This is a genomic window from Pseudomonas sp. TZ252 (assembly GCF_056110345.1).
The window spans coordinates 1,455,001-1,481,309 of record NZ_CM148566.1; the positions used below are offsets into that span (position 1 = coordinate 1,455,001).

General features: G+C 65.1%; 27 protein-coding genes. 10 read left to right on the forward strand and 17 right to left on the reverse strand.

Annotation, left to right across the window (positions count from 1 at the left end; translation table 11 throughout):
* Positions 1 to 32: 32 nt before the first annotated feature.
* From msrQ to ACYAF3_RS06765, 7 genes are all read right to left on the reverse strand, one after another.
* Complete coding sequence (gene msrQ / locus ACYAF3_RS06735) at positions 33 to 641, reverse strand: protein-methionine-sulfoxide reductase heme-binding subunit MsrQ (protein ID WP_016253925.1); 609 nt, start codon at positions 639 to 641, stop codon at positions 33 to 35.
* Positions 641 to 1,654, reverse strand: a complete 1,014-nt coding sequence (gene msrP, locus ACYAF3_RS06740) for a protein-methionine-sulfoxide reductase catalytic subunit MsrP (protein WP_031755652.1) — start codon at positions 1,652 to 1,654, stop codon at positions 641 to 643. The genes msrQ and msrP overlap by 1 nt, the downstream gene beginning before the upstream one ends.
* Before the next feature lie 60 nt (positions 1,655 to 1,714).
* Complete coding sequence (pssA, locus tag ACYAF3_RS06745) at positions 1,715 to 2,530, reverse strand: CDP-diacylglycerol--serine O-phosphatidyltransferase (protein WP_003095061.1); 816 nt, start codon at positions 2,528 to 2,530, stop codon at positions 1,715 to 1,717.
* A gap of 154 nt (positions 2,531 to 2,684) precedes the next feature.
* Complete coding sequence (ilvC, locus tag ACYAF3_RS06750) at positions 2,685 to 3,701, reverse strand: ketol-acid reductoisomerase (protein ID WP_003095066.1); 1,017 nt, start codon at positions 3,699 to 3,701, stop codon at positions 2,685 to 2,687.
* A 42-nt stretch (positions 3,702 to 3,743) separates the two neighbouring features.
* Complete coding sequence (ilvN, locus tag ACYAF3_RS06755) at positions 3,744 to 4,235, reverse strand: acetolactate synthase small subunit (RefSeq protein ID WP_003095069.1); 492 nt, start codon at positions 4,233 to 4,235, stop codon at positions 3,744 to 3,746.
* A gap of 2 nt (positions 4,236 to 4,237) precedes the next feature.
* Positions 4,238 to 5,962 (reverse strand): acetolactate synthase 3 large subunit, encoded by a 1,725-nt coding sequence (locus ACYAF3_RS06760; protein WP_003095071.1) that lies wholly within the window; start codon positions 5,960 to 5,962, stop codon positions 4,238 to 4,240.
* Between the two features lie 288 nt (positions 5,963 to 6,250).
* A complete protein-coding gene (locus tag ACYAF3_RS06765; protein ID WP_152934532.1) occupies positions 6,251 to 6,523 on the reverse strand; it encodes a hypothetical protein in 273 nt (90 codons plus the stop codon).
* On the opposite strand from ACYAF3_RS06765, the gene ACYAF3_RS06770 reads away from it, so the two are divergent.
* On the forward strand, positions 6,513 to 6,965 hold the full coding sequence (locus ACYAF3_RS06770; protein WP_003095076.1) for a DUF4124 domain-containing protein: 453 nt from the start codon (positions 6,513 to 6,515) through the stop codon (positions 6,963 to 6,965). The two genes, ACYAF3_RS06765 and ACYAF3_RS06770, sit on opposite strands and share 11 nt — an antisense overlap.
* Positions 6,966 to 7,072: 107 nt before the next feature.
* Here ACYAF3_RS06770 and ACYAF3_RS06775 read toward each other — a convergent pair whose 3' ends face one another.
* The 3 genes from ACYAF3_RS06775 to mrcB are packed head-to-tail and all read right to left on the reverse strand — an operon-like array spanning position 7,073 to position 10,522.
* Positions 7,073 to 7,402 (reverse strand): YqcC family protein, encoded by a 330-nt coding sequence (locus ACYAF3_RS06775; RefSeq protein ID WP_003111351.1) that lies wholly within the window; start codon positions 7,400 to 7,402, stop codon positions 7,073 to 7,075.
* Positions 7,402 to 8,181: a penicillin-binding protein activator LpoP gene (gene lpoP, locus ACYAF3_RS06780; protein ID WP_003116066.1), complete on the reverse strand. Its 780-nt coding sequence runs from the start codon at positions 8,179 to 8,181 to the stop codon at positions 7,402 to 7,404. Before lpoP ends, ACYAF3_RS06775 begins: the two co-directional genes overlap by 1 nt.
* A gap of 16 nt (positions 8,182 to 8,197) precedes the next feature.
* On the reverse strand, positions 8,198 to 10,522 hold the full coding sequence (gene mrcB, locus ACYAF3_RS06785) for a penicillin-binding protein 1B (protein ID WP_003111352.1): 2,325 nt from the start codon (positions 10,520 to 10,522) through the stop codon (positions 8,198 to 8,200).
* Positions 10,523 to 10,734: 212 nt separating this feature from the next.
* On the opposite strand from mrcB, the gene ACYAF3_RS06790 reads away from it, so the two are divergent.
* From ACYAF3_RS06790 to cbpA, 4 genes are all read left to right on the forward strand, one after another.
* Positions 10,735 to 12,297, forward strand: coding sequence for a bifunctional aminoglycoside phosphotransferase/ATP-binding protein (locus tag ACYAF3_RS06790; protein WP_010793748.1), 1,563 nt, complete (start codon positions 10,735 to 10,737; stop codon positions 12,295 to 12,297).
* 91 nt (positions 12,298 to 12,388) lie between these two features.
* Complete coding sequence (locus ACYAF3_RS06795) at positions 12,389 to 12,736, forward strand: pentapeptide repeat-containing protein (protein WP_003095090.1); 348 nt, start codon at positions 12,389 to 12,391, stop codon at positions 12,734 to 12,736.
* Between the two features lie 225 nt (positions 12,737 to 12,961).
* On the forward strand, positions 12,962 to 13,234 hold the full coding sequence (locus ACYAF3_RS06800) for a TfoX/Sxy family protein (RefSeq protein WP_003095094.1): 273 nt from the start codon (positions 12,962 to 12,964) through the stop codon (positions 13,232 to 13,234).
* Between the two features lie 104 nt (positions 13,235 to 13,338).
* Positions 13,339 to 14,136, forward strand: coding sequence for a cAMP-binding protein CbpA (gene cbpA, locus ACYAF3_RS06805; RefSeq protein ID WP_003095096.1), 798 nt, complete (start codon positions 13,339 to 13,341; stop codon positions 14,134 to 14,136).
* 463 nt (positions 14,137 to 14,599) lie between these two features.
* Here the strand turns inward: cbpA and ACYAF3_RS06810 are convergent, their stop codons facing one another.
* From ACYAF3_RS06810 to ACYAF3_RS06830, 5 genes are read right to left on the reverse strand one after another with little or no spacing between them, the layout of a single operon-like run.
* On the reverse strand, positions 14,600 to 15,487 hold the full coding sequence (locus ACYAF3_RS06810) for a ChaN family lipoprotein (protein WP_023114869.1): 888 nt from the start codon (positions 15,485 to 15,487) through the stop codon (positions 14,600 to 14,602).
* Positions 15,488 to 15,497: 10 nt separating this feature from the next.
* Positions 15,498 to 16,265 carry a heme ABC transporter ATP-binding protein gene (locus ACYAF3_RS06815; protein ID WP_003095098.1) on the reverse strand — a complete coding sequence of 256 codons (768 nt, stop codon included), beginning with the start codon at positions 16,263 to 16,265 and terminating at the stop codon, positions 15,498 to 15,500.
* Positions 16,265 to 17,248 carry a FecCD family ABC transporter permease gene (locus ACYAF3_RS06820; RefSeq protein ID WP_003121063.1) on the reverse strand — a complete coding sequence of 328 codons (984 nt, stop codon included), beginning with the start codon at positions 17,246 to 17,248 and terminating at the stop codon, positions 16,265 to 16,267. Before ACYAF3_RS06820 ends, ACYAF3_RS06815 begins: the two co-directional genes overlap by 1 nt.
* 50 nt (positions 17,249 to 17,298) lie before the next feature.
* The gene (locus tag ACYAF3_RS06825; protein WP_003095100.1) at positions 17,299 to 18,192 is read right to left on the reverse strand and encodes a hemin ABC transporter substrate-binding protein; all 894 of its coding nucleotides are present in this window, start codon (positions 18,190 to 18,192) and stop codon (positions 17,299 to 17,301) included.
* A 9-nt stretch (positions 18,193 to 18,201) separates the two neighbouring features.
* Complete coding sequence (locus tag ACYAF3_RS06830; RefSeq protein WP_105579149.1) at positions 18,202 to 19,266, reverse strand: hemin-degrading factor; 1,065 nt, start codon at positions 19,264 to 19,266, stop codon at positions 18,202 to 18,204.
* A 180-nt stretch (positions 19,267 to 19,446) separates the two neighbouring features.
* Here ACYAF3_RS06830 and phuR point away from each other — a divergent pair, with 180 nt between their 5' ends.
* From phuR to ACYAF3_RS06845, 3 genes are all read left to right on the forward strand, one after another.
* Positions 19,447 to 21,741, forward strand: coding sequence for a heme/hemoglobin uptake receptor PhuR (gene phuR, locus ACYAF3_RS06835; protein WP_003095102.1), 2,295 nt, complete (start codon positions 19,447 to 19,449; stop codon positions 21,739 to 21,741).
* Between the two features lie 102 nt (positions 21,742 to 21,843).
* Positions 21,844 to 22,191: a Rieske (2Fe-2S) protein gene (locus ACYAF3_RS06840; protein WP_003121065.1), complete on the forward strand. Its 348-nt coding sequence runs from the start codon at positions 21,844 to 21,846 to the stop codon at positions 22,189 to 22,191.
* An 80-nt stretch (positions 22,192 to 22,271) separates the two neighbouring features.
* Complete coding sequence (locus ACYAF3_RS06845) at positions 22,272 to 22,784, forward strand: DUF4136 domain-containing protein (protein ID WP_016264157.1); 513 nt, start codon at positions 22,272 to 22,274, stop codon at positions 22,782 to 22,784.
* A gap of 3 nt (positions 22,785 to 22,787) precedes the next feature.
* Here the strand turns inward: ACYAF3_RS06845 and ACYAF3_RS06850 are convergent, their stop codons facing one another.
* The gene (locus tag ACYAF3_RS06850; protein WP_004365359.1) at positions 22,788 to 23,237 is read right to left on the reverse strand and encodes a DUF4345 family protein; all 450 of its coding nucleotides are present in this window, start codon (positions 23,235 to 23,237) and stop codon (positions 22,788 to 22,790) included.
* Between the two features lie 249 nt (positions 23,238 to 23,486).
* On the opposite strand from ACYAF3_RS06850, the gene ACYAF3_RS06855 reads away from it, so the two are divergent.
* Positions 23,487 to 23,936, forward strand: a complete 450-nt coding sequence (locus tag ACYAF3_RS06855; protein ID WP_073658326.1) for a DUF411 domain-containing protein — start codon at positions 23,487 to 23,489, stop codon at positions 23,934 to 23,936.
* Between the two features lie 58 nt (positions 23,937 to 23,994).
* Here ACYAF3_RS06855 and alaC read toward each other — a convergent pair whose 3' ends face one another.
* Positions 23,995 to 25,230 carry an alanine transaminase gene (gene alaC / locus ACYAF3_RS06860; protein ID WP_003100170.1) on the reverse strand — a complete coding sequence of 412 codons (1,236 nt, stop codon included), beginning with the start codon at positions 25,228 to 25,230 and terminating at the stop codon, positions 23,995 to 23,997.
* Positions 25,231 to 25,399: 169 nt separating this feature from the next.
* Between alaC and ACYAF3_RS06865 the strand changes: the two genes are divergently transcribed.
* Positions 25,400 to 26,254 carry a PhzF family phenazine biosynthesis protein gene (locus ACYAF3_RS06865; protein ID WP_003161370.1) on the forward strand — a complete coding sequence of 285 codons (855 nt, stop codon included), beginning with the start codon at positions 25,400 to 25,402 and terminating at the stop codon, positions 26,252 to 26,254.
* Positions 26,255 to 26,309 lie beyond the last annotated feature (55 nt).

A 26,309-nucleotide genomic window follows, 5' to 3' on the forward strand; every position in this document is an offset into this window, starting at 1 on the left:
AAACTGGCGTCAACACTTATTTGAAACTTTTATTACGAAACACCGTGACGAGTTCGAAGCCTGGGCAGGCGGCGAGCGATCGAGGGTAGCCGCAGCAGCATGAGCGACGCACCAACCACAGCGTACAGGGTCCACTCCTCCAGGTCTGCCCGCACCACCCAGAGCATGTGCAACAAGCCGAGCCCAAGGATCAGGTAGACCAGGCGATGCAGCTTCTTCCAGCGGCTACCGAGCTTGCGCATGGCGAAGCGGTTGGAAGTGATCGCCAACAGGAACAGGCAGACGAATCCAAGCATTCCCACGATGATGTAGGGACGCTTGCTCAACTCGATGCCCAACTGCCCCCAGTCCAACCCCAGGATGAACACGCAGTAAGCGCTCAGGTGCAGCAGCACATAGGTGAAGCACCACAACCCCAACTGGCGGCGCACGGCGATCCAGCCCGGCCAGCCGCTCAGCTTCTGCAGTGGCGTCATCGCCAGGGTGAGTAGCAGCAATACCAAGGCACCCAGCCCCAGTCGATCGACCAGGGTCTTGCCCGGGTCAGGTCCGAGGGCAAAGATCCAGGCTTGGTACAACCACCAGGCCGGCACCGCCAACGCCCCCAGGAATACCGCAAGGCGCAGATACCAGTAGCGCATCAGTAGTACTTCCTCAGATCCATGCCGCTATAAAGGGAAGCGACCTCACTCCCGTAGCCATTGAACATCTGCGTATCCCGCACATTGGGACTGAACAACCCACTGGGCAGGCGCCGCTCCCGGGCCTGGGACCACCGCGGGTGGTCGACCTGCGGATTGACGTTGGCATAGAACCCGTACTCGTTGGCGGCAATGCTTTCCCAGGTGGTCTTCGGCTGCTCGCGGACCAGACTGATACGCACGATGGACTTGATGCTCTTGAAGCCATACTTCCACGGCACCACCAGGCGCAACGGCGCGCCATTCTGGTTGGGCAACAGCCGCCCGTACATGCCCACCGCCAGAATTGCCAGGGGATGCATCGCCTCGTCCATGCGCAAGCCTTCCATATAAGGCCAGTCGATCACCGAGAAACCGGAGCGTTGGCCGACCATCTGTTCCGGACGCTGCAGGGTTTCGAAACGGACGAACTTCGCCTGCCCATTGGGTTCGACCCGCTTGAGCAGGTCCGCCAGGGGAAAGCCCAGCCAAGGGATCACCATCGACCAGGCTTCCACGCAGCGCAGCCGATAGATGCGCTCTTCCAGTTGGTAGGGTTTGACGAAATCCTCGAGGGCATAGGTACCCGGCTTGCCGACCTCGCCGTCGATCACCACCGACCAGGGCTCGGTCTTCAGGGCCGAGGCGTTTTCCGCCGGGTCGCCCTTGTTCGGCCCGAACTCGTAGAAATTGTTGTAGTGGGTGGCGTCCTTGAATGGCGTGATCGCCTCCCCCTGGACATTCACCGCCTGCCAGTGGGTCTGCGGTAGCTTTTCGGCGAACCAGCCCGGCGCCGGTACCGACTCGACGCCGGCATAGCGCTGCTCGTCGGCAAAGCCCAGGCGTGGCAGGCCGCTGGCCAGCGCCAATCCGGCGAGGGAAGCGCCGAGCAGGCGCCGACGGGACAGGTAGAGGGTTTCGGACGTGACTTCCGACTCGGAACAGTCGGAACGGGAGGGAATCTTGATCAGCATGACGGGCTCCGCAATGACCAGCTTTGTGCCAGTAGACTACGGAGCCCGTTGGAAATTACATCAGCTCGGCTGCTTCCGGCGACGCAGTTGCAGCAGGTATTGCACAGGACCGGAGGCCGCGTAGGCAAGGAACAGCAACAGGAGGATGCGCGGCGGGTCGGTAAAGACCACGGCGAAGGCCAGCACCACGATAAGGATCGCCACGAACGGCACCCGGCCGCGCAGGTCGAGATCCTTGAAGCTGTGGTACTTGATGTTGCTGACCATCAGCACACCGGCGGCGGCGACCAGCAGGGCGACGAGGAAGGCAACCTTGGCGCCCTGGATCTCGAAATCGCTGAACGCCCATACCGTGCCCGCCACCAGCGCCGCGGCGGCCGGACTGGCCAGGCCGATGAAATAGCGCTTGTCGGCCTTGCCGACCTGGGTGTTGAAACGAGCCAGACGCAGGGCTGCGCCCGCAACGTAGATGAAGGCGACCATCCAGCCGACCTTGCCGAGGCTGCCAAGCGCCCATTCGAAGGCGACCAGCGCCGGCGCCACACCGAAGGCGACCATGTCGGACAGCGAGTCATACTCGGCGCCGAAGGCGCTCTGGGTGTTGGTCAGGCGAGCCACGCGGCCGTCCAGTCCATCGAGGACCATGGCCACGAAGATAGCGATGGCGGCGTTGGCGAACTGGCCGCTCATGCCATTGATGATGGCGTAGAAGCCGGAAAACAGGGCCGCCGTGGTGAACAGGTTGGGCAGCAGGTAGATACCGCGGTGACGAACCTTCCGCCCTTCGGCGTCGTGCCCTTCTTCTATATGTTCGTCGATGGGCAGCAGGCTTTCTTCGTCGGAGGCCTTGTTCGGCTCCTCGGGACGTTCACTCATGGACAATTCCTTGGGAACTGATGGGGTACGAATATGCCGACAGCACTTCTGACTAGGAAGACAACTCCGCCGGCCCAGGCTTTATACCAGATCGCCAGGCAAGAACGAAAAAACGCGGCCGGGGCCGCGTTTCTTCGTCTGTCGCCGGAGCCGCTTAGTTCTTGCTCTTGTCGACGATCTTGTTGGCTGCGATCCACGGCATCATCGCGCGCAGCTTCTCGCCGATCTGCTCGATCGGGTGAGCGGCGTTGTTGCGGCGGTAGGCAGTCATCGACGGGTAGTTGGCCGCACCTTCGGTAATGAACATTTTCGCGTACTCGCCGTCCTGGATGCGCTTCAGGGCGTTGCGCATGGCAGCACGGGACTCGGCGTTGATCACCTCCGGACCGGTTACGTACTCACCGTATTCGGCATTGTTGGAGATGGAGTAGTTCATGTTGGCGATGCCGCCTTCGTACATCAGGTCGACGATCAGCTTCAGCTCGTGCAGGCACTCGAAGTAGGCCATTTCCGGCGCGTAACCGGCTTCGACCAGGGTTTCGAAACCGGCCTTGACCAGCTCGACGCAACCACCGCAGAGAACGGCCTGCTCACCGAACAGGTCGGTTTCGGTCTCGTCCTTGAAGGTGGTTTCGATGATACCGGTACGACCGCCGCCGACGCCGCAGGCGTAGGACAGGGCGACGTTCTTGGCGTTGCCGGAAGCGTCCTGGTAGATGGCGATCAGGTCAGGGATGCCACCGCCCTTGACGAACTCGGAACGCACGGTGTGACCCGGTGCCTTCGGCGCGATCATGATCACGTCGAGGTCGGCGCGCGGGACGACCTGGTTGTAGTGGATGGAGAAGCCGTGAGCGAAGGCCAGGGTGGCGCCCTTCTTCAGGTTCGGCTCGATCTCTTCCTTGTACAGGCGGCCCTGGAACTCGTCCGGGGTGAGGATCATGACCACGTCGGCTGCGGCGACGGCGGTCTTCACGTCGGCAACCTTCAGACCGTGCGCTTCGGCCTTGGCCACGGTGGCGGAGCCGCTACGCAGGCCCACGGTGACGTCGACGCCGGAGTCCTTCAGGTTGCAGGCATGGGCGTGGCCCTGGGAGCCGTAGCCGATGATGGCAACTTTCTTGCCCTGGATGATCGAGAGGTCACAGTCTTTATCGTAGAAAACGCGCATGGGAATTCCCCTTCAGTAAGGCCTCGCGGGCCTGCTTTCAGTTCAGATGCTCAGAGTCTTGTCGCCACGGGCGATGCCGGTGACGCCACTGCGGACCACTTCCAGGATCGACGCAGTGCCGATGGCCTGGATGAAGCTGTCCAGTTTGTCGCTGGTACCCGCCAGTTGCACGGTATAGACGCTACTGGTGACGTCGACGATCTGCCCACGGAAGATATCGGTGGTGCGCTTGACCTCGGCGCGCTGGGCGCCCGTGGCCTTGACCTTCACCAGCATCAGCTCGCGCTCGATATGGGCGCTTTCCGACAGATCCACCAGCTTGACCACTTCGATCAGCTTGTTGAGGTTCTTGGTGATCTGCTCGATCACCTCATCGTGCCCCACGGTGGTCAGCGTCAGACGCGACAGGGTCGGGTCCTCGGTCGGCGCCACGGTCAGGCTTTCGATGTTGTAGTTGCGTTGGGAGAACAGGCCGACCACGCGGGACAATGCGCCTGGCTCGTTTTCCAGCAGCAGGGAAATGATGTGTCGCATGATCAGGTACGCTCCGTCTTGCTCAGCCACATGTCGCGCATCGCGCCGTCACGGATCTGCATCGGATAGACGTGTTCGCTGGCGTCCACCTGGATGTCGAGGAAGACCAGGCGATTCTTCATGGCGAACGCCTCCTCCATCTTCGGCTTCAGATCCTTCAGGTCGGTGATGCGCATGCCGACATGCCCGTAGGCTTCGGCAAGCTTGACGAAGTCCGGCAGGGATTCCATGTAGGAATGCGAATAACGGCTGTTGTACTGCATGTCCTGCCACTGGCGGACCATGCCCAGGGCACCATTGTTCAGGTTGACGATCTTCACCGGCAGGTCGTACTGCAGGCAGGTAGACAGTTCCTGGATATTCATCTGGATACTGCCCTCGCCGGTCACGCAGGCGACATCGTCGTCCGGGAAGTTGAGCTTGATGCCCATCGCCGCCGGGAAGCCGAAGCCCATGGTGCCGAGACCGCCGGAGTTGATCCAGCGATTGGGCTTGTTGAACTTGTAGTACTGCGAGGCGAACATCTGGTGCTGGCCGACATCGGAGGTGATGAAGGCATCGCCATGGGTAACCTCGTAGAGCGTCTCGATGACGGTCTGCGGCTTGATGATGCTGCCGTCGCCCTTGTCGTACGGGAACAACCCACGGTTACCACGCCACTCGTCGATCTGCTTCCACCAGGCAGCCTGGGCATCCTGGTTCGGGGTCTCGCCGATTTCCCTGACGATCGCGACCATTTCGGTGAGAACGCTGTCCACCGGGCCGACGATCGGGATGTCGGCCTTGATGGTCTTGGAAATCGACGCCGGATCGATGTCGATGTGGATGATCTTGGCGTTCGGGCAGAACTTCGCCGCACCGTTGATGACCCGGTCGTCGAAACGCGCGCCGACCGCGAGGATCACGTCGCTGTGATGCATCGCCAGGTTGGCGGTGAAGCTGCCATGCATCCCGAGCATGCCGAGGAACTGGCGGTCCGCGCCGGGATACCCGCCGAGGCCCATCAGGGTGTTGGTCACCGGCAGGTTGAGCATCTGCGCCAGCTCGGTCAGCGGCGCCGCGGCATTGCCCATGATCACGCCGCCGCCGGAATAGACCACCGGGCGCTTGGCGGCCAGGAGCATCTCGGCGGCCTTGCGGATCTGTCCCGAGTGACCGCGAACGGCCGGGCTGTACGAACGCAACTTGACCTTCTTCGGATAGGAATATTCGAATTTCTGCGTCGGGTCGCCCATGTCCTTCGGAATATCCACGACCACCGGCCCCGGACGACCGGACTGCGCCAGGTAGAAGGCCTTCTTGATCACCTCGGGAATTTCCGAGGGATGCTTGATGATGAAGCTGTGCTTCACGATCGGCCGGGAGATCCCGACCATGTCGGTTTCCTGGAACGCATCGGTACCGACCATGTTGCTCGGCACCTGGCCCGACAGGATCACCATCGGGATGGAGTCCATGTATGCGGTGGCGATACCGGTGATGGCGTTGGTCGCGCCCGGGCCGGAAGTCACCAGCACGACACCGGGCTTGCCGGTGGCGCGGGCGTAGCCGTCGGCCATATGGGTAGCCGCCTGTTCGTGGCGCACCAGGATGTGGGTCACGTCGTGCTCCTTGAAGAGCGCGTCGTAGATATGCAGGAGGGCACCACCCGGGTACCCGTAGATGTACTTAACGCCTTCGTCGCGCAACGAGCGGACGACCATTTCAGCGCCAGATAAAAGCTCCACGTTTTCACCTCTAGAACGCTATACGGCCACCCAGGGGCGGGCGACCGAAATTCGGTTGGCTGCCCGGCAGAGCATGGGTGACGGTAGTCACCGGCTACGTCAACTGCCGATTGAGCAAACTTGGAAGGGCGCCTGGTGTTACGGAGCTCTTCCACCCAGCGCGAGGTAACGCGAAGCAGGGTGTAACTTTCGGCGCGGGTAGGCACCTCATGGTCTGCCGGAGAGGGGACTGGGTTGCAGACGGCCCGCTACAGCGAGCTTGGATTCTTCGCATTCGTCGAACGCAAGTCAAGCTTTATTCTGAAAATTATCAAAAAAAATTCCAAGGAAGCTGCCATACCCTTCCATAAAAAAGCTGATCAATGACCAAAAACAGATTTTATGGCTAGAAAATTCCGATTTAGAGCAAACTTTTCCAAAATGCCCATGATTCCCGCGAGGACTTGCCACGGCGAGGCCGTCTCCGGCGGCGGTTGTGATGCCGTGCAGCATGCCGCGCTGGCGGATTTGGTTATAGTTAGCCGCAGTTAGCGCATTCCAAGGACTCCGCATGCGACGCATGATCCTCCCGGCCAGCTTGTTGCTCGCCCTCTCCTCTTTCGCCATGGCCGCCCCGATCTACAAATGGGTCGACGCCGAGGGCGTCACCCACTTCGGCGCACAACCGCCGCAAGGTGCGCAAGCGACCACGGTGAATACCCAGACCGCCCCGCCGCCGGACAACTTCCCCCTGCCCCCCTCGACTCCGGCACCGACCATCCAGCAGAAACCGGCCGATCCCGAGCAGAAGGCGATCGACGACAAGGTGAAGCAGCAAGTGGCGAAGGAAGAGGCCGAGCGCAAGCAGTTCTGCGAAGAGACCCGCAACAACCTCGCGCAACTGAAGAACAACCCGCGCGTAAGGGTCGACGAAGGCAAGGGCGAACTCCGTCGCCTCGGCGAGGAAGAACGCCAGGAGCGAATCGCCAAGGCCGAAAAGGCGATCCAGGAGAATTGCCGCTGAGGCGAACACAGCCCCGTCCCGCAGCTGGGGGCTGACCCGGCTCTCCGCCTTGCTTGAAGCAAAGAAAAACCCGGCCTGTAGCCGGGTTTTTCTTTACTGCCGAAGCTTCATGACGGCCCGCCGATCAGCCGGTCGAACTCGCCAAGCGCCGCCAGCAGACCGGCGACTTCCTCGCCACGCTGCGCATAGGCCACCTCGGCCATGGCCAGGATACCCGAGGCTTGCGGCAAGGCGCTGTCGCTTTCGAGAATCAGCTTCATCCGTGGCAGGAAGATCCATTGCAGCCATTGCTCGAGCGCCAGCGTATCCACGCAGAACGGCTCGGGGCTGGCCAGCGCTTCCGGGGCGGGGCTGCTTTCGCTCCACCAGCCGAGGGCACGCAACTCACGCTCGATCAGCAACAACTGGTCGGCCAGCGCATAGACCCGTCGATCCATCAGGAGCTGACCTTGGCCTTCTGCCGGGCCAGCGCAGCGCCGGCGGAGTCTCCCTGCTTCTCCCGCGCCTGGGCGATCAGTTCCCAGAGCCCGGCCTGCAAGGCCGGCCGGCCATTGGCGTAGCTCAAGCCACGGCGCGCGACCTGCTCGGCCTGGGCCGCATCGCCCTGGGCCAGGCGCACCTGGGCCAGGCGATAGAGCACCTGCGGCTCGCGCGGAGCGATGCGCTGGGCTCGCTCGAGGCTGGCGGCGGCGCTGTTCAGGTCGCCACTGCCCTGCTGTTGCTGGGCGGTTGTGAGCATCGCCAGGACCGGCCCGTCCAACTGCTCGTCGGCCGCCAGGCTGCCGGCCGAGCCGGAGGCCGGAATGCCGGTGGGCGCGGAACGACTGGCGCCGCTGGGCGGCATGTTGTAGCTGCCACCCAGCGGTGGCGTGGAGGCGCTGCTGGGCGGAGCCTGGTACTGGGTGCCGGTGCCGAGCGGAGCGCTGCTGATCGGCGCGGCGCCGGACTGCGCCGGGAAAGTCTGGATCGGTGCGGAATTGGCGCCCTGCGGCACCATCACCACCACGCCGGAGTCGCCGCCCTGGGGAATGCCCTGGGTGGCGGCGCCTTGCTGGGTACGCGGTACCTGGGTACGGGTGATGCGGAAACCGCCGCTTTCCTGGTTGGAAACCGGAGTGCCGGAATCCACCACCGGGATCGCCCCATGCTGCGGGCTGGCACAGCCCGCGAGCAGGGCACTGCCGGCAAGCGCGGCGAATACGAAAATCTTCTTCACGTCAGGTCCTCTCGGATCAATTCAGCCAGCCACGTACCCAGTCCATCACCTCGCCGGCGGGGTTCTGGCTCCCGCAGCCTGGGCCCTGGGCGGGCTCGCTGCCACGAATATAGGGCATCTGTACGGCATTCGGGCAATCCGCCGCCGAGCCCTGCCCGGTCTGCGCGTCGACCCAGGCCATCACCACGTTCTCCGGCATCGGCATTTCCAGCGATTGCGGATGCGCCTTGCGCATGAAGCTGGCCCACACCTGCAAGGCACCGGTGGCGCCGGTAAGCGGCGTCTTGCCGTTGTCGTCGCGACCGAGCCAGACCACAGCCTGGAGGTCGCCGCCGAAACCGGAGAACCAGCTATCGCGCGAGTCGTTGCTGGTGCCGGTCTTGCCGGCGAGGGTCAGCGACGACGGCAATTGACTGTACACCGAACGCCCGGTGCCTTCGCGCATGACCCGTTGCATGGCGTTCTGCACCAGGTAGACGGCGCCCGAGTCGAAGCGCTGTTCGACCTGGAACGGATAGCGCTTGAGCGGCTGGCCGTCGGCAGTGAGGACGCTGCGGATCCCCCGCAACGGCGTGTTGAAGCCGCCGCTGGCGATGGTCTGGTACATGGTGGCGACCTCCATCGGACTGAGCGAACCGGCGCCCAGCAGCATCGACGGATAGGCCGGCCAGTCACGGTTGATACCCAGCCGGGCGACGGTCTGCAGCACGTTGGGCACACCGACGTCGAGGCCGAGCTTGGCGGTGGACAGGTTGTAGGAGTTTGCCAGGCCCTGGTACAGGAAGATCGTGCCATGCGAGCGCCGGTCGTAGTTCTGCGGTCGCCAGACCTGGCCGTCCTGGCCTTTCACCGCGAAGGGCTCGTCCTGTACCCAGGTGGTCAGGGTGTACTTGCTCGGCCGCTCGAGAGCGGTCAGGTAGACCGCCGGCTTGATCAGCGAACCGATCGGCCGCACCGCGTCCAGGGCCCGGTTGAAGCCGGCGAAGCGCGGGTCGCGACTGCCGATCAGGGCCTGGATCTCACCGGTTTCCGGATTGGTCACGACCATCGCCGCCTCGACCTGGTCGACCCCCTTGCGCCCACTGAGACGCTTGAGCGTTTCGTTGACGGAGGTCTCGGCCTTCTCCTGCAGGATCGGATCGAAGCTGGTGAAGATGCGCAGCCCTTCCTCGGTCAGGTCCTCGTCGCGGTAGTCCTGGCGCAACTGGCGCTTGACCAGGTCGAGGAAGGCCGGATAGGAGCTGTCGGCCATGCTGCCCTGCCGGGTCACGCCGAGCGGGCGCTGCTTGGCGGCGTCGACTTCCTGCTGGGTCGCCACGCCCTGCTCGGCGAGCACGTCGAGCACCAGGTTGCGCCGCGCCAGCGCACGATCCGGGTAACGCCGCGGGTTGAAGTAGGACGGTCCCTTGACCATGCCGACCAGCAGCGCCACCTGGTCGAGCTTGAGCTCGGCCAGCGGCTGGCTGAAGAAATACTGGCTGGCCAGGCCGAAGCCATGGATCGCTCGTTGCCCATCCTGGCCGAGGAACACCTCGTTGAGATAGGACTCGAGGATGTCGCGCTTGTCGTAGTGCAGCTCCAGCAGCACCGCCATCATCGCTTCGTTGATCTTGCGGCTCAGGCTGCGTTCGTTGCTCAGGAAGAAGTTCTTCACCAACTGCTGGGTCAGGGTGCTGCCGCCCTGGCGCAACTGGCCGGCCGTGGTGTTGACCCACACCGCCCGCGCCACGGACTTCAGCGACACACCATGGTGGTTCCAGAAGTCGCGATCCTCGACCGCGACCAGGGTGTCGATCAGGTAGGTCGGCACCTGGTCGAGCTTGACCAGGATGCGATCCTCATGGTGCGCCGGATACAAGCCGCCGATCAGCAGCGGCTCAAGGCGCGCCACCGCCAGTTCCTTGCCGTTGGCCTGGCTCAGCCCGCTGACGTAGTTGCCGTTGAAGCGCACGCGCACGCGCTGGGCCGGTTCCGCGCCTTCGTAGAACTGGAAGCCACGGGTATTGAGTTCGACCGCGCTGGCCGCCACCGATACGGTTCCAGGGCCGCTCACGCTGGGCTCGCGACGGTAGCCGAGGGCGTCGAGTTCGCGCAGGAAGTCTTCCCTGCTCAGCTTCAGGCCGTTGAACAGCTCCAGCGGGCGGGCATAGACCTTCGCCGGGATGGTCCAGCGCCGGCCGGAGAATTTCTCCTGCACCACGGCATCGAGATAGATGGCGAAGCCGGCGAGGAGCACCAGGCCGACGAGGCCGAGCTTGAGAGCCCAGCCGAGCCATTTGTTCAGGCCGGGTGCCGGGCGTGCTTTGCTGTTACGGGAACGGGGGGATCGGGGACGCGTCATGGCGGCGCATTATACGTACTTTATCCACAGCGGACAGACACCGCATCGGCGGCATCCACGGTCTGCGCGGCCCCGGTGGATAGACGCGGCGGCAGCGCGGCGCATTCGACCGGCGATCCGGCAAATGGTTGCTATCCGCCAGCGAGGTTTGCACTGTCACCCCTTCCCGCCATAATGCGGGTTTTCGCATATTTCAGAGGCAAGGATATCCCGTGAGCCAGACCCTGATCGCCGCCCTGCAGAACCCGGCCCTCTACCCCCACCCGGTGGAGCGCTTCGAGGTCATCGAGACGCACATCTCCTGGGTCCTGTTGACCGGTCCCTACGCCTACAAGATCAAGAAGCCGATGGATTTCGGCTTTCTCGATTTCACCAGCCTGGACAAGCGCCGCTTCTATTGCAACGAAGAGCTGCGCCTGAACCAGCGCCTCACCGACGATCTCTACCTGGAGGTCCTGCCGATCACCGGCAGCGAAGAGGCGCCGCGGATCGGCGGCGACGGCGAGGCAATCGAATACCTGCTGAAGATGCGCCAGTTCCCGCAGGACAACCTGCTGGCGGCAATCCAGGGCCGCGGCGAACTGTCCAACCAGCATATTGACGAACTGGCCGAGCAGATCGCGCACTTCCACCAGAACACTCCGAAGGTGCCGCTGGAGCACCCGCTGGGCACCGCCGAGTCCTGCATGGCGCCGGTGCGGCAGAATTTCGAGCAGGTTCGCCCGCTGCTCAAGGACAAGGCCGACCTGCAACAGCTGGATGCCCTCGAAGCCTGGGCGGAAAGCAGCTTCGAACGCCTGCTGCCGGTGCTCCAGGAGCGCAAGGCGAAGGGCTTCATCCGCGAATGCCACGGCGACATCCACCTGGGCAACGCCGCGCTGATCGACGGCAAGGTAGTGCTGTTCGACTGCATCGAATTCAACGAACCGTTCCGCTTCACCGATGTCTGCGCCGACTTCGCCTTCCTCGCGATGGACCTGGAAGATCGCGGCCTGAAGTGCCACGCTCGACGCTTCGTCAGCCTCTATCTGGAACACACCGGCGACTACCAGGCCCTGGAACTGCTGAACTTCTACAAGGCCTACCGCGCCATGGTCCGCGCCAAGGTCGCGCTGTTCAGCCTCGGCTACCAGACCGATGCCGTGCAGCGCGCCGCGACCCTGCGCCAGTACCGCAACTACGCCAACCTGGCGGAAAGCTACAGCGCCATTCCCTCGCGCTTCCTGGCGGTCACCCATGGTGTCTCCGCGGTCGGCAAGAGCCAGGTGGCCATGCGTCTGGTGGAGGCTCTGGGCGCCGTGCGCCTGCGCTCGGATATCGAACGCAAGCGTCTGTTCGGCGAGCAGCCGGAACACGACAGGGGCCAGTTCGCCGCCGGCATCTATAGCAGCCAGGCCAGCGAAGCGACCTATGCGCACCTTCACCAGTTGGCCGCGAAGATCCTCCAGGCCGGCTATCCGGTGGTGATCGATGCCGCCTACCTGAAGCAGAATCAGCGCCAGGCCGCTTGCCACATCGCGGAAGAAACCGGCGTGCCGTTCCTGATCCTCGACTGCCAGGCGCCCGAAGCGGTGATCGCCGGCTGGCTTGCGCAACGCCAGGCGGAAGGCAAGGATCCGTCCGACGCGACTCTCGACGTGATCCGCACCCAGCAGGCTACCCGCGAGCCGCTGACAGCGGCGGAGACGGTCCAGAGCAAGCGCGTAGACACCCACGACGCGGCCAGCCTCGACGGGCTGGTCGACGGCATTCGCCAGCGCCTGCCCGGTCTCTGAACGAACTGCCATGCCGCCCGCCCCTCCAGGGCGGGCGCCGTGCCGCTGCTCTTCTATACTCACGGCGAGCCTTCTGCACAGGACGCCGCCCATGAACTCGCCCCGTCAGCTCGACTCGCCGCTCTACCAACTGCTCCACGCCGAAGACATCGAAGGCTTCAACCGACAGAAGCCGGCCGACGGCTGGATCGACCTGGCCGGCGGCGACTTCCGCGGCCTCGACCTGCGTCTGCTGGATGCCGCCCGCGTCGACTTCAGCGATGCCTATTTCCGCGGCGCCGACCTGCGCGGCGTGGATCTGCGCGAGGCGCGCCTGGAGGGCGCCAGCCTGGCCCATGCGCAGATATCCGGTACGTATTTCCCGTTGCGCCTGGCGCCGGACGAGATCCGCATGTCGGTGAACTTCGGCACCCGCCTGCGCTACCTGCCGGAGCCCTGAGAAGCGGAAGGACCACGCCAGGCCACGTTTTGCCGGGAGGCCGCTACACTTCTGGCAGGTACCCGGCCGGCTGAGGATCGGTCCCGGACCGCCTACGCCGGATCGTAAGGGCGAAGGTCGCTCGCGTCGGCCATCTCGCTCCATCGCGCCGGCCCTGTCGGCTCCGGACCGGTTCCAGGCAGTTCCGCGCCATCACGCTTCTGAGCGGCATCGCAAGGACCGACGATGAACGACGAACTGCTGAACCTGAAAAACCTCGGGAAAACCTCGACCCAATGGTTGCATGCCGTGGGTATCCACAGCGCCACCGATCTGCGTCGGCTCGGCTCGGTGGGAGCCTATCGCGCGGTCCGCGCGCGCGGCTTCCGAGCCTCGAAAGTCTTGCTCTATGCCATCGAAGGCGCACTCCTCGACGTTCACTGGAACGAGCTGTCCCCAGACCACAAGGCCGCACTGCTCGGCGAGCTGGAGACTTTCCCCGTGCGAAACAAGAGCTAGCTCACACCTGCCACGGGAAGATATTTACTCCCCCCGGGCGCCCACCTATCGTCTCGTGGACGTTCGTACCTCCTCTCCCGACCAGGCAGCTCAAGGAAATGGCCATGTATCTACTCGGCGAGCAACCGGCTTATGCCGACCAATTGATCAATCGCCTGCAGGGAATCCCTCACCGCTTGCTCGAAGGCCTGGCACCCAGCGGCCCCGCCCTGGAACTGGAACGTAGCGACGACCTGGAACGCGAGCTGCCCGCCGACCAGGTATTCCTGGTGGAAAGCGGCCTGCTGCATGCGCTGGTCGACGAACGCCCACTGTTCTACCTCCAGGAAGGCGACCTCCTCGGCCTTCGACGCGGACTCGAGCTCCCCGCCTGCCGGCATGCCAACGAAGAGCCGATCCGCCTGCTGCCCTATTCGCGCGATGCGCTGCTCCAGCACATCCATGCTGACCAGGAACGTCAGGAACTGCTATTGCAGTACCTGATCGGACAGACTGCCCTGCTCGGCGATGCGCTGGCGCACCTGAAGCAGCCGGAAGTCCGCCCGGCCACCGGCTTCCGCCACTTCGCCGCGGGCGAGGCGCTGATCCGCCAGGGCGACGATGCGGATCATGTGTTCATCATCATCGAGGGGCATGCCGAAGCGCTGGTGGACGGCCAGAAAGTCGGCGATGTGCAGAAGGACGAGATCTTCGGCGCCATGGCCGTGTTCACTCGCGAGAAACGCAGCGCCACGGTGGTCGCCAGCGAACCCTGCACGGTGATGGTGATTCCCAAGGAGCAGTTCCTCGGCCTTATGCAGAACAACCCGCGAATCGCCCATAGCCTGATCGAAGGCATGGCCCGGCGGATAGACCTGCTTAACCGGGAAGTGACCCAGCTGCGCCTGCGCCGCAGCGCCTGAGGCCCATTCCAGAGGGCTCGCGACTAGCTAGCAGAAAAGTTTGGCGAAAGCGTTTGACATGGAAATGAGAATCATTATTATGTCACTCAACTGGTCGCGAGATCAGCCGGTAAGCTGAGAGACCCACGCAGTCGGACTCTTCAGATTATCTCCTCATCAGGCTAATCACGGTTTTTGACCCGGCACTTTGCCGGGTCTTTTTTTGCCTGCGATTCGGCCGGAGACGACCGTTCATCGGCTGGCGATGGAATGAATGAGAATCGGCTTGACCTGATAATGAGAATAGTTATTATTACATCAACTGGTCGCGAGGCCAGCAGGTAAGCTGAGAGACCAAGCAGTCGGACTCTTCAGATTATCTCCTCATCAGGCTAATCACGGTTTCGACCCGGCACTTTGCCGGGTCTTTTTTTGCCCGCGAAAACGTAGCGCGATACGCGGCTCCAGGCCTCGCGCCCTTCCTTCAACGTGCCTTCTTCATCTCCGCGCAATAGTCCTTGTCCGGCTGTGCCGGCGTGTACCAGGCGTAGTCGGCCTCACGCGTCGTTACCGCCTGCCCGGCCTCGACCAGCATCAGTACCTGCGCGCCCTTCTCCGCACCAAGGTCGCGCAGGTGGACCGGTACGCCGAGGTCGCGTCGGGCGTGGAAGCTGCCGGCGACGAGCATCGCCGGCAGTGGCGCATCGCGAAGACGCTCGGCCATGCGGCGGTCGCGTTGCTGCTGGACGGCGAGCATCGCCGGCAATTGATCGTCGGGAAGCATGCCGCAGTGGGATTCGCGAATCTGCGCAAGCAGCGGCAGGCGCACGCTGTCACGCCTGGAGGCCGTTCCGGGAAGCGGCGGTCGCTCCCTGTAGATGCGCATGATCTCGCTCCGCTGGAGGTTCGCCGCCAGCAACGGCGCGGGTTGCGCAACCGCCCAGGACACCAGGGGTCCGTACTGCGTCCAGTCCCAACCTTTCTGCCAGTCCAGGGCCTCCTCCAGGTTCGCCACCGGCTTGCCGTTCCCGAGTTGTGCGCGGACCGCATCCACCCGTGGTTGCTGGCCGGGATCGAGCATTTCCAGCAGCAGGCTGCCCTGCGCCCGGTATTCGCCCAGGGCCTGCGCCAGCCACAGCTCCACGGCATGATGATCGGGATTGTCGTGCTTCTCGCCGACGATCACTCGCGGCGCGGCCGCCAGGCGTGCGACCAGTTGCTGCGGGCTCAGCGTCACGCCGCTGCGCAATTCGACGATTCGTCCCGTCTGCGGATCGTCGCGCCCTTCCGCGCTCTGCCAATCAGGCAGCGGCGGCAGTTGGGACTGGCAGCCGCCCAGCAGCAGACAGAAAGCGAACAGGCGAATGCGCATGGCGACTCCTTCAACGGGCGACGATCAGCGGATGACCTCGCTCGGGATGACGCTGGACCAGGACCTCGAGGCCGAACACCGCGCGCAACGGCTCGGGGCGCAGGACTTCCTCGGGCGTACCGAGCAGGTGCGGGCGACCATTCTGCAACAGCAGCAGGCGGTCGCAATAGCGCGCGGCCAGGTTGAGATCGTGGAGGATCACCAGCACCGAGGCACCGCGGCGGGCGAAATCATGCACCGCCTGCAGGGTGGTGTGCTGGTGCAGCGGGTCGAGCGCCGAGGTCGGTTCGTCGAGCAGCAGCACCTGCCCCGGCTCGCCCGGCCACAGCTGCGCCAGCACCCGCGCCAGGTGCACGCGCTGGCGTTCGCCGCCGGACAGCGCCAGGTAGCTGCGCCCGGCCAGATGGCTGGCGTCGGCCGCCGCCAAGGCCTCGGCGACGATCTGCACATCGCGCTCGCGGCCGCTGGAATGGGGCAGCCGACCGAAGCCGACCACCGCCTCCACCGGAAAGGCGAAGCCCAGCGACGAACTCTGCGGCAGCACCGCCAGGCGCTGCGCGCGAGCGACGCCCGGCCAGTCGTCGAGGCCGCGCTCGTCGAGCAGCACCAGCCCTTCGGCCGGCTCCAGTTCGCCACAGAGAGCGCCAAGCAAGGTGCTCTTGCCAGCGCCGTTGGGGCCGAGTACGCCGAGCATCTCGCCAGGCCGCAGCTCCAGTTCGAGGCCTTCCAGTACAGTCTTTCCGCCACGGCGGATGGACAGGTTCTCCACGCGCAGCATCAGGCCCGCCCCCGCAATAGCAGATAAAGGAAGAACGGCGCGCCGATCAGTGCCGTGACGATGCCGATCGGCAACTCCGCCGGAGCCAGCGCCAGGCGCGCCAGCAGGTCGGCAAGCAGCAGGAGAATGGCGCCGGCCATCATCGAGGCCGGCAGCAACGTCCGATGATCCGGACCGGCAACCAGACGGATCAGGTGCGGCACCACCAGGCCGATGAAGCCGATCATCCCCGCCGCCGCCACTGCGGCGCCGACGCCAAGGGCAGTGCAAAGCACCAGTTCGGCCTTCAATCGCTCGACGTCGAAGCCCAGGTGACGGGCCTCGGACTCGCCGAGCAGCAGTGCGTTCAGCGCATCTGCCCGGCGCGGTAGCCAGCAGGCCACCAGCAGCGCCACCAGCAGCAGCGGCCAGAGTCGTGGGTAGCTGGCGCCGTTCAGGCTGCCCAGGTTCCAGAAGGTCAGGGTACGCAAGGTGGCGTCATCGGCGAGATAGGTAAACAGTCCGATCACCGCGCCGGACAGCGCGGTCAAGGCGATCCCTGCCAGCAACATGGTGGCCACGCTGGTCTGGCCATCGCGGCGGCCAAGTCGATAGACCAGCCAGGTCACCCCCAGGCCGCCGCCGAAGGCGCACAGCGACAGCAGGTAGGGCGCGAGGAACGCCGGCAAGCCACCCAGCGAGGCGCCGAACACGATGGCCAGCGCCGCGCCGAGGGCCGCGCCGCTGGACACCCCGACCAGCCCTGGATCGGCCAGCGGGTTGCGGAACAGGCCCTGCATCGCCACCCCGGACAGCGCCAGCACCGCGCCCACGGCCAGGCCGAGCAGGGTCCGCGGCAGGCGGATCTGGCCGAGGATCATTTCCGCCTGGGCCAGGCCCGTTCCATCGAGCGGCAGCCCGGCCAGGCGCAGCGCGGCGCGCAGGGTATCGCCCAGCGGCAGGCTGACGGGACCGAGGGCGAGGGACAACCAGAGGACCAACACGAGCGAAATCCCCAGCGCACCGAACAGCGCGCGGGGGCGAACAACCGATTTCAATGGGCGGCTTCCGTACTCAGCGGTTTCGCGGAAGGATAAAAGGCTGCGGAGAGAGCCGCCAGGCCATCCGGCAGGCGCGGACCGAGGCCGCCCACCAGGAGCGTCGGGTCAAGCACCAGCAGACGCCCGTCACGCGCCGCGCGGGTCGCGGCGAGGCCGGGGTTCTGCTTGAGCAGCGCGGCACGCGCCGCATCACCTTCGAGGCTGCGGTCGGCGATCACCACCGCGACCGGATCGAGCGCTGCCAGGGCTTCCACCGAGATCGGCTTGTAACCCTCATGGGTAGCCAGGTTGCGTGCTCCGGCCCGGTTCAGGACCCAATCGCCGCCGGTATTGCGCCCGGCTACCAGCAACTGACCGCCGGCGTTGCCGATCACCAGCAGGACGCCCGGGGCCGGCTGGCTCTTCTGCGCGGCCGCGATCCAGTCCGCCTGGCGCCGCAGCCGCTGACGATAGTCAAGTTCGGCGGCCTCGGCGCGCTGGGGCACGCCGAGCCAGTCGCCGAGCTTCTTCAGGTTGCTTTCCAGTGCCTCCAGATCCGGCTTGGCGGAGAGGGTCTCGACCCGCACGCCGGCGCCTTCGAGCTGCTTGAGTACCGGCGGAGGCCCCATTTCCTCGGTGCCGATGAGGATATCCGGACGTAACGCCAGCACGCCCTCGGCAGCCAGTTGGCGCTGGTAGCCGACGCTCGGCAACTGTTTCAGCGCCTGCGGATGCTGGCTGGTGGTGTCCACCCCGACCAGCTTGCTCTCGCCGCCCAGCGCCACCACCCATTCGCTCAGCGAGCCGCCCGCGCTCACCCAGCGTTGCGGCAGCTCGGCGGCCTGGGCCATGCCGGTGCCGAGCAGGATGCCCAGCGCCAACCCGTTGAATAGTCGATCGATACGCATGATCTCTCCTCAGAGCGCCTTGAAGGATTCGGCCAGTTCGCGCCAGTCGTCGCGCTCGGGCTCGCCGGGCTTGCGCGCGCCGAACAGTTGCACGATCAGTTCGCCGTCGGCGTCGAAGGCCTCCCAGCTGGTTACGATGCCATCGGTGCTCGGCTTGCGCACCCGCCAAAGCTCGGCGATGCCGGTGGTCTTCAGGTGCAGGTTGAATTCCGGATCGAGCACGTTGAACCAGTCGTCCAGCCACTTCAGGTTGCACACAGGCCCGGTATGGATCTGGATGCAGTGGGCGTTGCCGACGAACACCATGATCGGCAATCCGCTTTCGGCCGCCGCTTCGAAGAGTTTCGCCAGGTCGCCATTATCCAGGCGCTCGGCCCATTCGCCGCCAGCCAGGCGCAGCGCCTGGGTGCGCTGCGCGCCATGCTTCTTCAGCAGGGCGTGGAAATGATGGGTGTCCTTCAACGCGGCCCAGCCTTCGCGCAAGGCGGCGGCATCGATCTGCGCATCGACGAGCGTCGCAGCCGGTGCGCGGGGTTCGCGCAGGGCCAGCGCGGCATCCTGCTCGGCAGCCCGCAGGCGCTCGACCAGCGGTTCCCAGGCGCGGACGTCGCTGGCCTCGGTAAGGAACACCTTGTGCACCGCCACGCCCTGCTGGTCGAACACCTGGATGCTGCGCTGGGTACCCCGCGTTGTCTCCTCGGCAATGGCGAAGACGGCGTTCCAACCCCCCAGGAACAGGCGCAGGTCGATATCCGGCGAGACCACCAGGCCCATCTGCCCATTGGCAGAGACCGTCACTTCGCGATACGGCCCCTTGCGTTCGTGGACGCAATGCTCGTTGCGGGTCAGCGCCATGATCGGCCCCAGTTCGCCGAGCGCCGGCAGCAAGGCGGCCCAGTCCGGCCGCAGGCGCACGGCATCGATGCCGACCCGGCTGGCGACCAGCTCGCCTTCGCTGACCTGCAACAGCGCGGCGGCGTCGCGCGCGCGTAGCTGCGGTCGCTCGGCGCGCAGGTCCTGCCAGGCGCGGTAAAGCTCGGCAGGGGAATGGGAAAGGCTGGGAGTGCTGCTCATCGACGGTTCCTCGGGCATATCCGGTTCGGTCGCGCTACGCGCAAAAACAGGTGAACTTTGCCATAAAACGCACATCTGAATCCATTTGATAATTATTTGCATTAGCGTTTTTCTGGCAGTACCTTGTGCGCCCGACGTCCCCCTGGCTATTCGCCACCGGCCCGACCCAAGGAGTCCCACATGCCGCTCTCCCCGCCCTTCGCCCTGCGCCCCTGCCTGGCCCTGCTGTTGCTCAGCCCTTCCCTGGCCCTGGCGGGGAACGCCGTCCCGCTGACCCCGACCACCATCACCGCCACCCGTACCGAGCAGGCAGTGGATTCGGTGCCAAGCACCGTCAGCGTGCAGACCCGCGAACAACTGGACCGGCAGAACGTCAACAACATCAAGGAACTGGTGCGCTACGAACCGGGAGTCTCGGTCGGCGGCGCCGGCCAGCGTGCCGGGATCACCGGCTACAACATCCGCGGCATCGACGGGAACCGCATCCTTACGCAGATCGACGGGGTCGAACTGCCCAACGACTTCTTCAGCGGCCCCTACGCGCAGACCCACCGCAACTACGTCGATCCGGACATCGTAAAGCGCGTGGAAATCCTTCGCGGCCCGGCCTCGGCGCTGTACGGCAGCAACGCCATCGGCGGCGCGGTGAGCTACTTCACCCTCGACCCGTCGGACATCATCAAGGACGGCAAGGACGTCGGCGCCCGGCTGAAGGCCGGCTACGAGTCGGCAAGCCACTCCTGGCTGACCTCGGCCACCGTCGCCGGCCGCGCCGACGACTTCGACGGCCTGCTGCATTATGGCTACCGCCAGGGCCACGAGACCGAATCCAACGGCGGCCACGGCGGTACCGGGCTCTCGCGCAGCGAAGCCAACCCGGAAGACGCCGACAGCTACAGCCTGCTCGGCAAGCTGGGCTGGAACTACGCCGAGGGCAGCCGCTTCGGGCTGGTCTTCGAGAAGTACAAGAGCGACGTCGATACCGACCAGAAGAGCGCCTATGGCGGCCCGTACGACAAGGGCAAGCCGGCCATCCCACCGAGCATGCTTCCGGGCGGCATGTACCAGTGGCGCAAGGGCAACGACACCCTGACTCGCGAGCGCTACGGCCTGGAGCACCATTTCCTGCTCGACAGCCCGGTCGCCGATCGCATCCAGTGGAGCCTGAACTACCAGTTGGCGAAGACCGACCAGGCGACCCGCGAGTTCTACTACCCGATCACCCGCAAGGTCCTGCGTACCCGCGACACTACCTACAAGGAACGCCTGTGGGTCTTCGACAGCCAGTTGGACAAGAGCTTCGCCATCGGCGAGACCGAGCACCTGCTGAGCTACGGGATCAATCTCAAGCACCAGAAGGTCACCGGCATGCGCAGCGGCACCGGCACCAACCTGGACACCGGCGCGGACAGCCCGCGCGATGCCCTGGAACGCAGCAGCGACTTTCCCGATCCGACGGTGAAGACCTACGCCCTGTTCGCCCAGGACAGCATCAGCTGGAACGACTGGACCTTCACTCCCGGCCTGCGTTACGACTACACGCGCATGGAGCCGCACATCACCGACGAGTTCCTGCGCACCATGAAGCAGAGCCAGAACACCGCGGTCGACGAGTCGGACAAGAAATGGCACCGGGTTTCGCCCAAGTTCGGCGTGACCTACGACTTCGCCCAGCACTACACCTGGTACGGCCAATACGCCCAGGGCTTCCGCACGCCCACTGCCAAGGCGCTGTACGGTCGATTCGAGAACCTGCAGGCGGGCTACCACATCGAGCCTAACCCCAACCTCAAGCCGGAAAAGAGCCAGAGCTTCGAGACCGGGTTGCGCGGCAAGTTCGACGAAGGCAGCTTCGGCGTAGCGGTGTTCTACAACAAATATCGCGACTTCATCGACGAAGACGCCCTGAATACCGATAGCACCGGCGGCAACGGCCAGACCTTCCAGTCCAACAACATCGAGCGTGCGGTGATCAAGGGCGTCGAACTCAAGGGCCGCCTGGAGCTGGGCGCCTTCGGCGCGCCGCAGGGACTCTACACCCAGGGCAGCGTGGCCTACGCCTACGGTCGCAACAAGGACAACGGCGAGCCGATCAACAGCGTCAACCCACTCACCGGAGTGTTCGGCCTGGGCTACGACGAAGCAGACGGCAACTACGGCGGACTGCTCAGCTGGACCCTGGTCAAACGCAAGGACCGCGTCGACGACAGCACCTTCCACACCCCAGATGGCACCGCCAGCCAGTTCAAGACCCCGGGCTTCGGCGTCCTCGACCTCAGCGCCTACTACAGGCTGAGCAAGGACCTGACCCTCAACGCCGGTCTCTACAATCTGACCGACAAGAAATACTGGCTGTGGGATGACGTGCGCGGCTACGACAGCGTCGGCGAGGCTTCGGCGCTGGCCCCGGCCAACATCGACCGGCTGTCCCAGCCAGGCCGTAATTTCGCGGTCAACCTGGTCTGGGACATCTGACCCGTTACCCCTTCGCACACGGAAGTGCCCCCATACCCAGCGCCTGGCCATGCCGGGCGCTTTCCATGCCACAGGTGAAAGCCGTCCTCCGGATCAGGGATAATGATCCCGGCAAACGGAGCGCCCATGATCCACCTGTGTCCCTCTTCCCATCTCGCCGAAGGCAACAGCCGCGGCTTCCTCGTCGATGAGCGGCGGCTGTTCGCGGTGCGTCGCGACGGCCGCGCCTACATCTACCTGAACCGCTGCCCGCATCGCGGCATCCCGTTGGAGTGGCAGCCCGATGCCTTCCTCGACGACAGCGCCAGCCTGATCCGTTGCGCCAGCCACGGCGCGCTGTTCCTCATCGAGTCCGGCGAGTGCGTCGCCGGCCCCTGCGCTGGCGAGCGCTTGCGCGCCCTGCCCTGCCGGGAAGACGCCGAAGGCCTCTGGGTGGAGCTGGACGACTGACCCAACGGGGGATGGGCGGCAAGCCGCGAGGCAACGGCTAGGCTTGCGGCACAAAGATAAAAAAGAGGAAGGAACGCGCCATGCGCCGATTCAGCCTGCGCTTCGTCCTGCTGCTCCTGTTCGGCCTGCTGCTCTATGCCTGCCGCAATGAACCGGGCCCCGTACGGCTCGCCCCTGGCGTAACAGCGGCGGATTACCGGACTTTCTTCATCCAGGCGGTACGCGCCGAGGGGCACCGCATCGACTTCGAGGAGCGTTTCGATACGGCCGTGCGCCGCGCCCTGGAGGCCAAGGGCTATCGCTACCAGGCGGAACACGGCGACCTGCGGGTGATCTACGCCCTCGGCCTGCAACGCCAGCCGGGCCTGGAAATGCGACCGGTGATCACCCAGGATGGCGTCTTCACCCAGACCCAACTGACCGAAGACACCGAGGCCAGGCTGGCGCTGCGCATCCTTGACGAAAGCAACGGCAGGGTCCTTCTGGAAAGCGTGCTGAGCCGCCAGCTGCACGATCCGGCGCTGACCCAGGAAGCGTTCGACCGCGGCGTCGCGCAATTGCTGAAGGACTTCCTGAGTCGCAGTCAACCTTGAATGTCACAGGCCGTCGAAGTCGTCCTCGCGGCGCTCGGTGTTCTCGCCGGGCGTCGACAGCCGGGGCGGCCGCCGTTGCAGCCACCACAGGGCGGCGATCCCCAGGGCAGCCATTGCGCCGCGGAACAGCAAGCCGAACAGGTTGCCGTCGGCCTCCATCCCGCCCTCGATCCAGGCAATCAATAGCCGCGACAGAGTCAGGATCGATTGCAGCAGCACTACCAGGATCAACGCCGGCTGCACCAGCGAAGCCCGGCGCAGGGCGAACAGCAGGAACAACGCCAGGGCGAACTGATGGCCGCCATAGAACACCCGCGCATCGCTGACCGCCGAAGGCTCCATCAGCAGCATGCCACTGAGATTGGCCATCTCGTAGGGACGCACCCAGTACAGCACTCCCAGCGCGCCCCATACCAGCGCCTGAACCAGCAAAACCAAACGGGCGAAGAGCATCCCCTTTCTCCTCGGGCCTGTTGCCCCCAGCGGTCAGTTCGACACCGGCGGCGAACGCCCCGGCAACCCTAAGGACAGCAGACCCAAACCGCGCCGACGAGTTCGCTGCGACAATCCGTCCCTGCCCAACGGCAACCCGGCGCGGCGGGCAGCGCATCGCTTCGTCACAAGTGGATACAGCTCACCGGCTGGGTGGCGGCGGGTGCCAGCGGTATGCTCCCGGCATTCGCTCGCAGCAAGGAGAATCCCATGCGCCGCTTCGCACCCCTGGCCGTCCTGGCCGCCACCCTGCTCCACGGTTCCCTGGTCCAGGCCGCCGAACCGCTGGCCATCGACGTCCACCGCGACGCCAACTGCGGCTGCTGCAAGGACTGGATCAAGCACCTCGAAGCCAACGGTTTCGAGGTCACCGACCATGTGGAAGCAGACATGAGCGCAGTCAAGAGCCGTCTCGGCGTGCCCTACAGCATGGGCTCCTGTCATACCGGAGTGATCGACGGCAAGTTCGTCGAAGGCCACGTGCCGGCAGCCGACATCCTCAAGCTGCGCGAACGCGCCGACCTGGTCGGCGCCGCCGTACCGGGCATGCGGGTCGGCTCGCCGGGCATGGAAATGGGCGACCGCCAGGACGCCTACCAGGTCGTCGGCCTGACCAGGAGCGGCCAGGCCTCGGTACTGGCGGAGTACCCGGGACGCTAACGAAAACGCCGTTTTCCCCAGGGAAAACGGCGTTTTTCCTTGTAGCAGGACGTGAGGATCACTCCGCCAGGCTATCGACCTTCCTCTGCGGCGACAGCAGCCCGTCGGCGCGGAACATCGCCTTGATCCCGCGCACCGCCTGGCGCAGGCGGTCGCGGTTCTCGATCAGGGCGAAACGCACATGATCGTCGCCGTAGTCGCCGAAGCCGATCCCCGGCGACACCGAGACCTTGGCGTCCTGCAACAGCTTCTTGGCGAACTCCAGCGAGCCCAGATGCGCGTAGGGCTCGGGGATCTTCGCCCAGACGTACATCGAGGCCTTCGGGTTCTCCACCATCCAGCCGGCCTCGCGCAGCCCCTTCACCAGGACGTCGCGGCGCTGCTGGTACTGCCGGGCGATATCGCGGACGCACTGCTGGTCGCCTTCCAGAGCGGCAATGGCCGCCACCTGCAGGGGCGTGAAGGTGCCGTAGTCGTGGTAGCTCTTGATCCGCGCCAGGGCCGAGACCAGCTCGGGATTGCCGACCATGAAGCCGATCCGCCAGCCGGCCATGTTGTAGCTCTTCGACAGGGTGAAGAACTCCACGGCGATATCCTTGGCACCCGGTACCTGCATGATTGACGGCGCTTTCCAGCCGTCGTAGACGATGTCTGCATAGGCCAGGTCGTGCACGACCATCACGTCGTACTGCTTGGCCAGCGCCACCACGCGCTCGAAGAAGTCCAGCTCGACGCACTGCGCGGTAGGGTTGGAGGGGAAGCCGAGAATCATCATGCGCGGCTTGGGAATCGATTCGCGGATCGCCCGTTCCAGCTCGTTGAAGAAATCGATGCCCGGCACCAGCGGCACCGAGCGCACCTGAGCGCCGGCGATCACCGCACCGTAGATGTGGATCGGATAGCTCGGGTTGGGCACGAGGATGGTGTCGCCATGGTCGAGGGTCGCCAGCATCAGGTGCGCGAGGCCTTCCTTGGAGCCGATGGTGACGATGGCTTCGCTTTCCGGGTCGATCTGCACGTCGTAGCGGTCACGGTACCAGTGCGAGATGGCCCGGCGCAGGCGCGGGATGCCACGCGAGGTGGAGTAGCCATGGGTGTCTTCGCGCTGGGCGACGGTGCAGAGCTTCTCGACGATATGCGGCGGGGTCGGCCCGTCGGGATTGCCCATGCTCAGGTCGATGATGTCCTCGCCACGGCGACGAGCGGCCATCTTCAGTTCGGCGGTGATATTGAAAACGTAGGGGGGAAGGCGGTCGATGCGCGCGAAACGGCGCGCAGGGCGTGATTCAGCCATGCTGTCCTCGGAGTAACGTAAGCGCCCGGAACCGTCCGAGCGACGCCGACCGCTGCGGCGGCCTGGAAAGCGCCAGCCAGGCGCTTTCTTGTCGGCGAACATAAAGGCCGATAGGCTGCTTGTCGAGTCCCCCCTCGCGTTTTTCATTCCATTTCACAGGAAAAGGCCCATGTCCCGACGCTACTGGCAACTCGATGTGTTCGCCGAGCGTCCGCTCACCGGCAACGGCCTGGCCGTATTCGACGACGCCAGCGCCCTCGATGACGCCGCCATGCAGGCCTGGACCCGCGAACTGCGCCAGTTCGAGTCGATCTTCCTGCTGCCGGGCGACGACCCACGGGCCTTCCGCGCACGGATCTTCACCCTGGAGGAAGAACTGCCGTTCGCCGGCCACCCGCTGCTCGGCGCCGCCGCCCTGCTTCATCACCTGCGCGGCGGCGACAACGAACAGCACTGGACGCTGCACCTGGCCAGCAAGTCGGTGGCCCTGCGCAGCGTGCGGGCGGGCAGCGGTTTCTACGCCGAGATGGACCAGGGCCGCGCCGAATTCGGCGCCACCCCGGACGCCGGGACCTGCCGCTGGTTCGCCGAAGCCTTCTCGCTATCGGCCAACGACCTGTCCGGGCATCCGCCGCGGGTGGTGAGCACCGGCCTGCCCTACCTGCTCCTGCCGGTGACCGCCGAGGCACTGGGTCGAGCCCGTCAGGTCAACGATTTGCAAGAAGCCCTGGATAAACTCGGCGCGGCGTTTGTCTATCTGCTCGACGTCGACGGGCGCGAGGGCCGCACCTGGGACAACCTGGGGCTGGTGGAAGACGTGGCTACCGGCAGCGCTGCCGGTCCGGTCGCCGCCTACCTGGTGGAATACGGGCTTGCCGCGCGCGGCGAACCCTTCGTCCTGCACCAGGGACGCTTCCTCGACCGGCCGAGCCGGCTCGACGTCCAGGTCGCGACAGACGGCGGCGTCAGGGTCGGCGGCCACGTCCAACTGCTCGCCCGCGCCGAGCTGCTGACCTCGGCCTGACGGTCGGGGTGGCGCTGGCGGCGGACGACGACAACACTGAAGAAGCGAAACGTAC

What these genes read in the sequence shown, in the direction of transcription:
- msrQ (WP_016253925.1), bottom strand. Translation starts at nt 641, where the DNA reads ATGCGCTACTGGTATCTGCGCCTTGCGGTATTCCTGGGGGCGTTGGCG.
- msrP (WP_031755652.1), bottom strand. Translation starts at nt 1,654, where the DNA reads ATGCTGATCAAGATTCCCTCCCGTTCCGACTGTTCCGAGTCGGAAGTC.
- pssA (WP_003095061.1), bottom strand. Translation starts at nt 2,530, where the DNA reads ATGAGTGAACGTCCCGAGGAGCCGAACAAGGCCTCCGACGAAGAAAGC.
- ilvC (WP_003095066.1), bottom strand. Translation starts at nt 3,701, where the DNA reads ATGCGCGTTTTCTACGATAAAGACTGTGACCTCTCGATCATCCAGGGC.
- ilvN (WP_003095069.1), bottom strand. Translation starts at nt 4,235, where the DNA reads ATGCGACACATCATTTCCCTGCTGCTGGAAAACGAGCCAGGCGCATTG.
- ACYAF3_RS06770 (WP_003095076.1), top strand. Translation starts at nt 6,513, where the DNA reads ATGCGACGCATGATCCTCCCGGCCAGCTTGTTGCTCGCCCTCTCCTCT.
- ACYAF3_RS06765 (WP_152934532.1), bottom strand. Translation starts at nt 6,523, where the DNA reads ATGCGTCGCATGCGGAGTCCTTGGAATGCGCTAACTGCGGCTAACTAT.
- ACYAF3_RS06775 (WP_003111351.1), bottom strand. Translation starts at nt 7,402, where the DNA reads ATGGATCGACGGGTCTATGCGCTGGCCGACCAGTTGTTGCTGATCGAG.
- mrcB (WP_003111352.1), bottom strand. Translation starts at nt 10,522, where the DNA reads ATGACGCGTCCCCGATCCCCCCGTTCCCGTAACAGCAAAGCACGCCCG.
- ACYAF3_RS06795 (WP_003095090.1), top strand. Translation starts at nt 12,389, where the DNA reads ATGAACTCGCCCCGTCAGCTCGACTCGCCGCTCTACCAACTGCTCCAC.
- ACYAF3_RS06800 (WP_003095094.1), top strand. Translation starts at nt 12,962, where the DNA reads ATGAACGACGAACTGCTGAACCTGAAAAACCTCGGGAAAACCTCGACC.
- cbpA (WP_003095096.1), top strand. Translation starts at nt 13,339, where the DNA reads ATGTATCTACTCGGCGAGCAACCGGCTTATGCCGACCAATTGATCAAT.
- ACYAF3_RS06810 (WP_023114869.1), bottom strand. Translation starts at nt 15,487, where the DNA reads ATGCGCATTCGCCTGTTCGCTTTCTGTCTGCTGCTGGGCGGCTGCCAG.
- ACYAF3_RS06815 (WP_003095098.1), bottom strand. Translation starts at nt 16,265, where the DNA reads ATGCTGCGCGTGGAGAACCTGTCCATCCGCCGTGGCGGAAAGACTGTA.
- ACYAF3_RS06825 (WP_003095100.1), bottom strand. Translation starts at nt 18,192, where the DNA reads ATGCGTATCGATCGACTATTCAACGGGTTGGCGCTGGGCATCCTGCTC.
- ACYAF3_RS06830 (WP_105579149.1), bottom strand. Translation starts at nt 19,266, where the DNA reads ATGAGCAGCACTCCCAGCCTTTCCCATTCCCCTGCCGAGCTTTACCGC.
- phuR (WP_003095102.1), top strand. Translation starts at nt 19,447, where the DNA reads ATGCCGCTCTCCCCGCCCTTCGCCCTGCGCCCCTGCCTGGCCCTGCTG.
- ACYAF3_RS06840 (WP_003121065.1), top strand. Translation starts at nt 21,844, where the DNA reads ATGATCCCGGCAAACGGAGCGCCCATGATCCACCTGTGTCCCTCTTCC.
- ACYAF3_RS06845 (WP_016264157.1), top strand. Translation starts at nt 22,272, where the DNA reads ATGCGCCGATTCAGCCTGCGCTTCGTCCTGCTGCTCCTGTTCGGCCTG.
- ACYAF3_RS06850 (WP_004365359.1), bottom strand. Translation starts at nt 23,237, where the DNA reads ATGCTCTTCGCCCGTTTGGTTTTGCTGGTTCAGGCGCTGGTATGGGGC.
- ACYAF3_RS06855 (WP_073658326.1), top strand. Translation starts at nt 23,487, where the DNA reads ATGCGCCGCTTCGCACCCCTGGCCGTCCTGGCCGCCACCCTGCTCCAC.
- alaC (WP_003100170.1), bottom strand. Translation starts at nt 25,230, where the DNA reads ATGGCTGAATCACGCCCTGCGCGCCGTTTCGCGCGCATCGACCGCCTT.
- ACYAF3_RS06865 (WP_003161370.1), top strand. Translation starts at nt 25,400, where the DNA reads ATGTCCCGACGCTACTGGCAACTCGATGTGTTCGCCGAGCGTCCGCTC.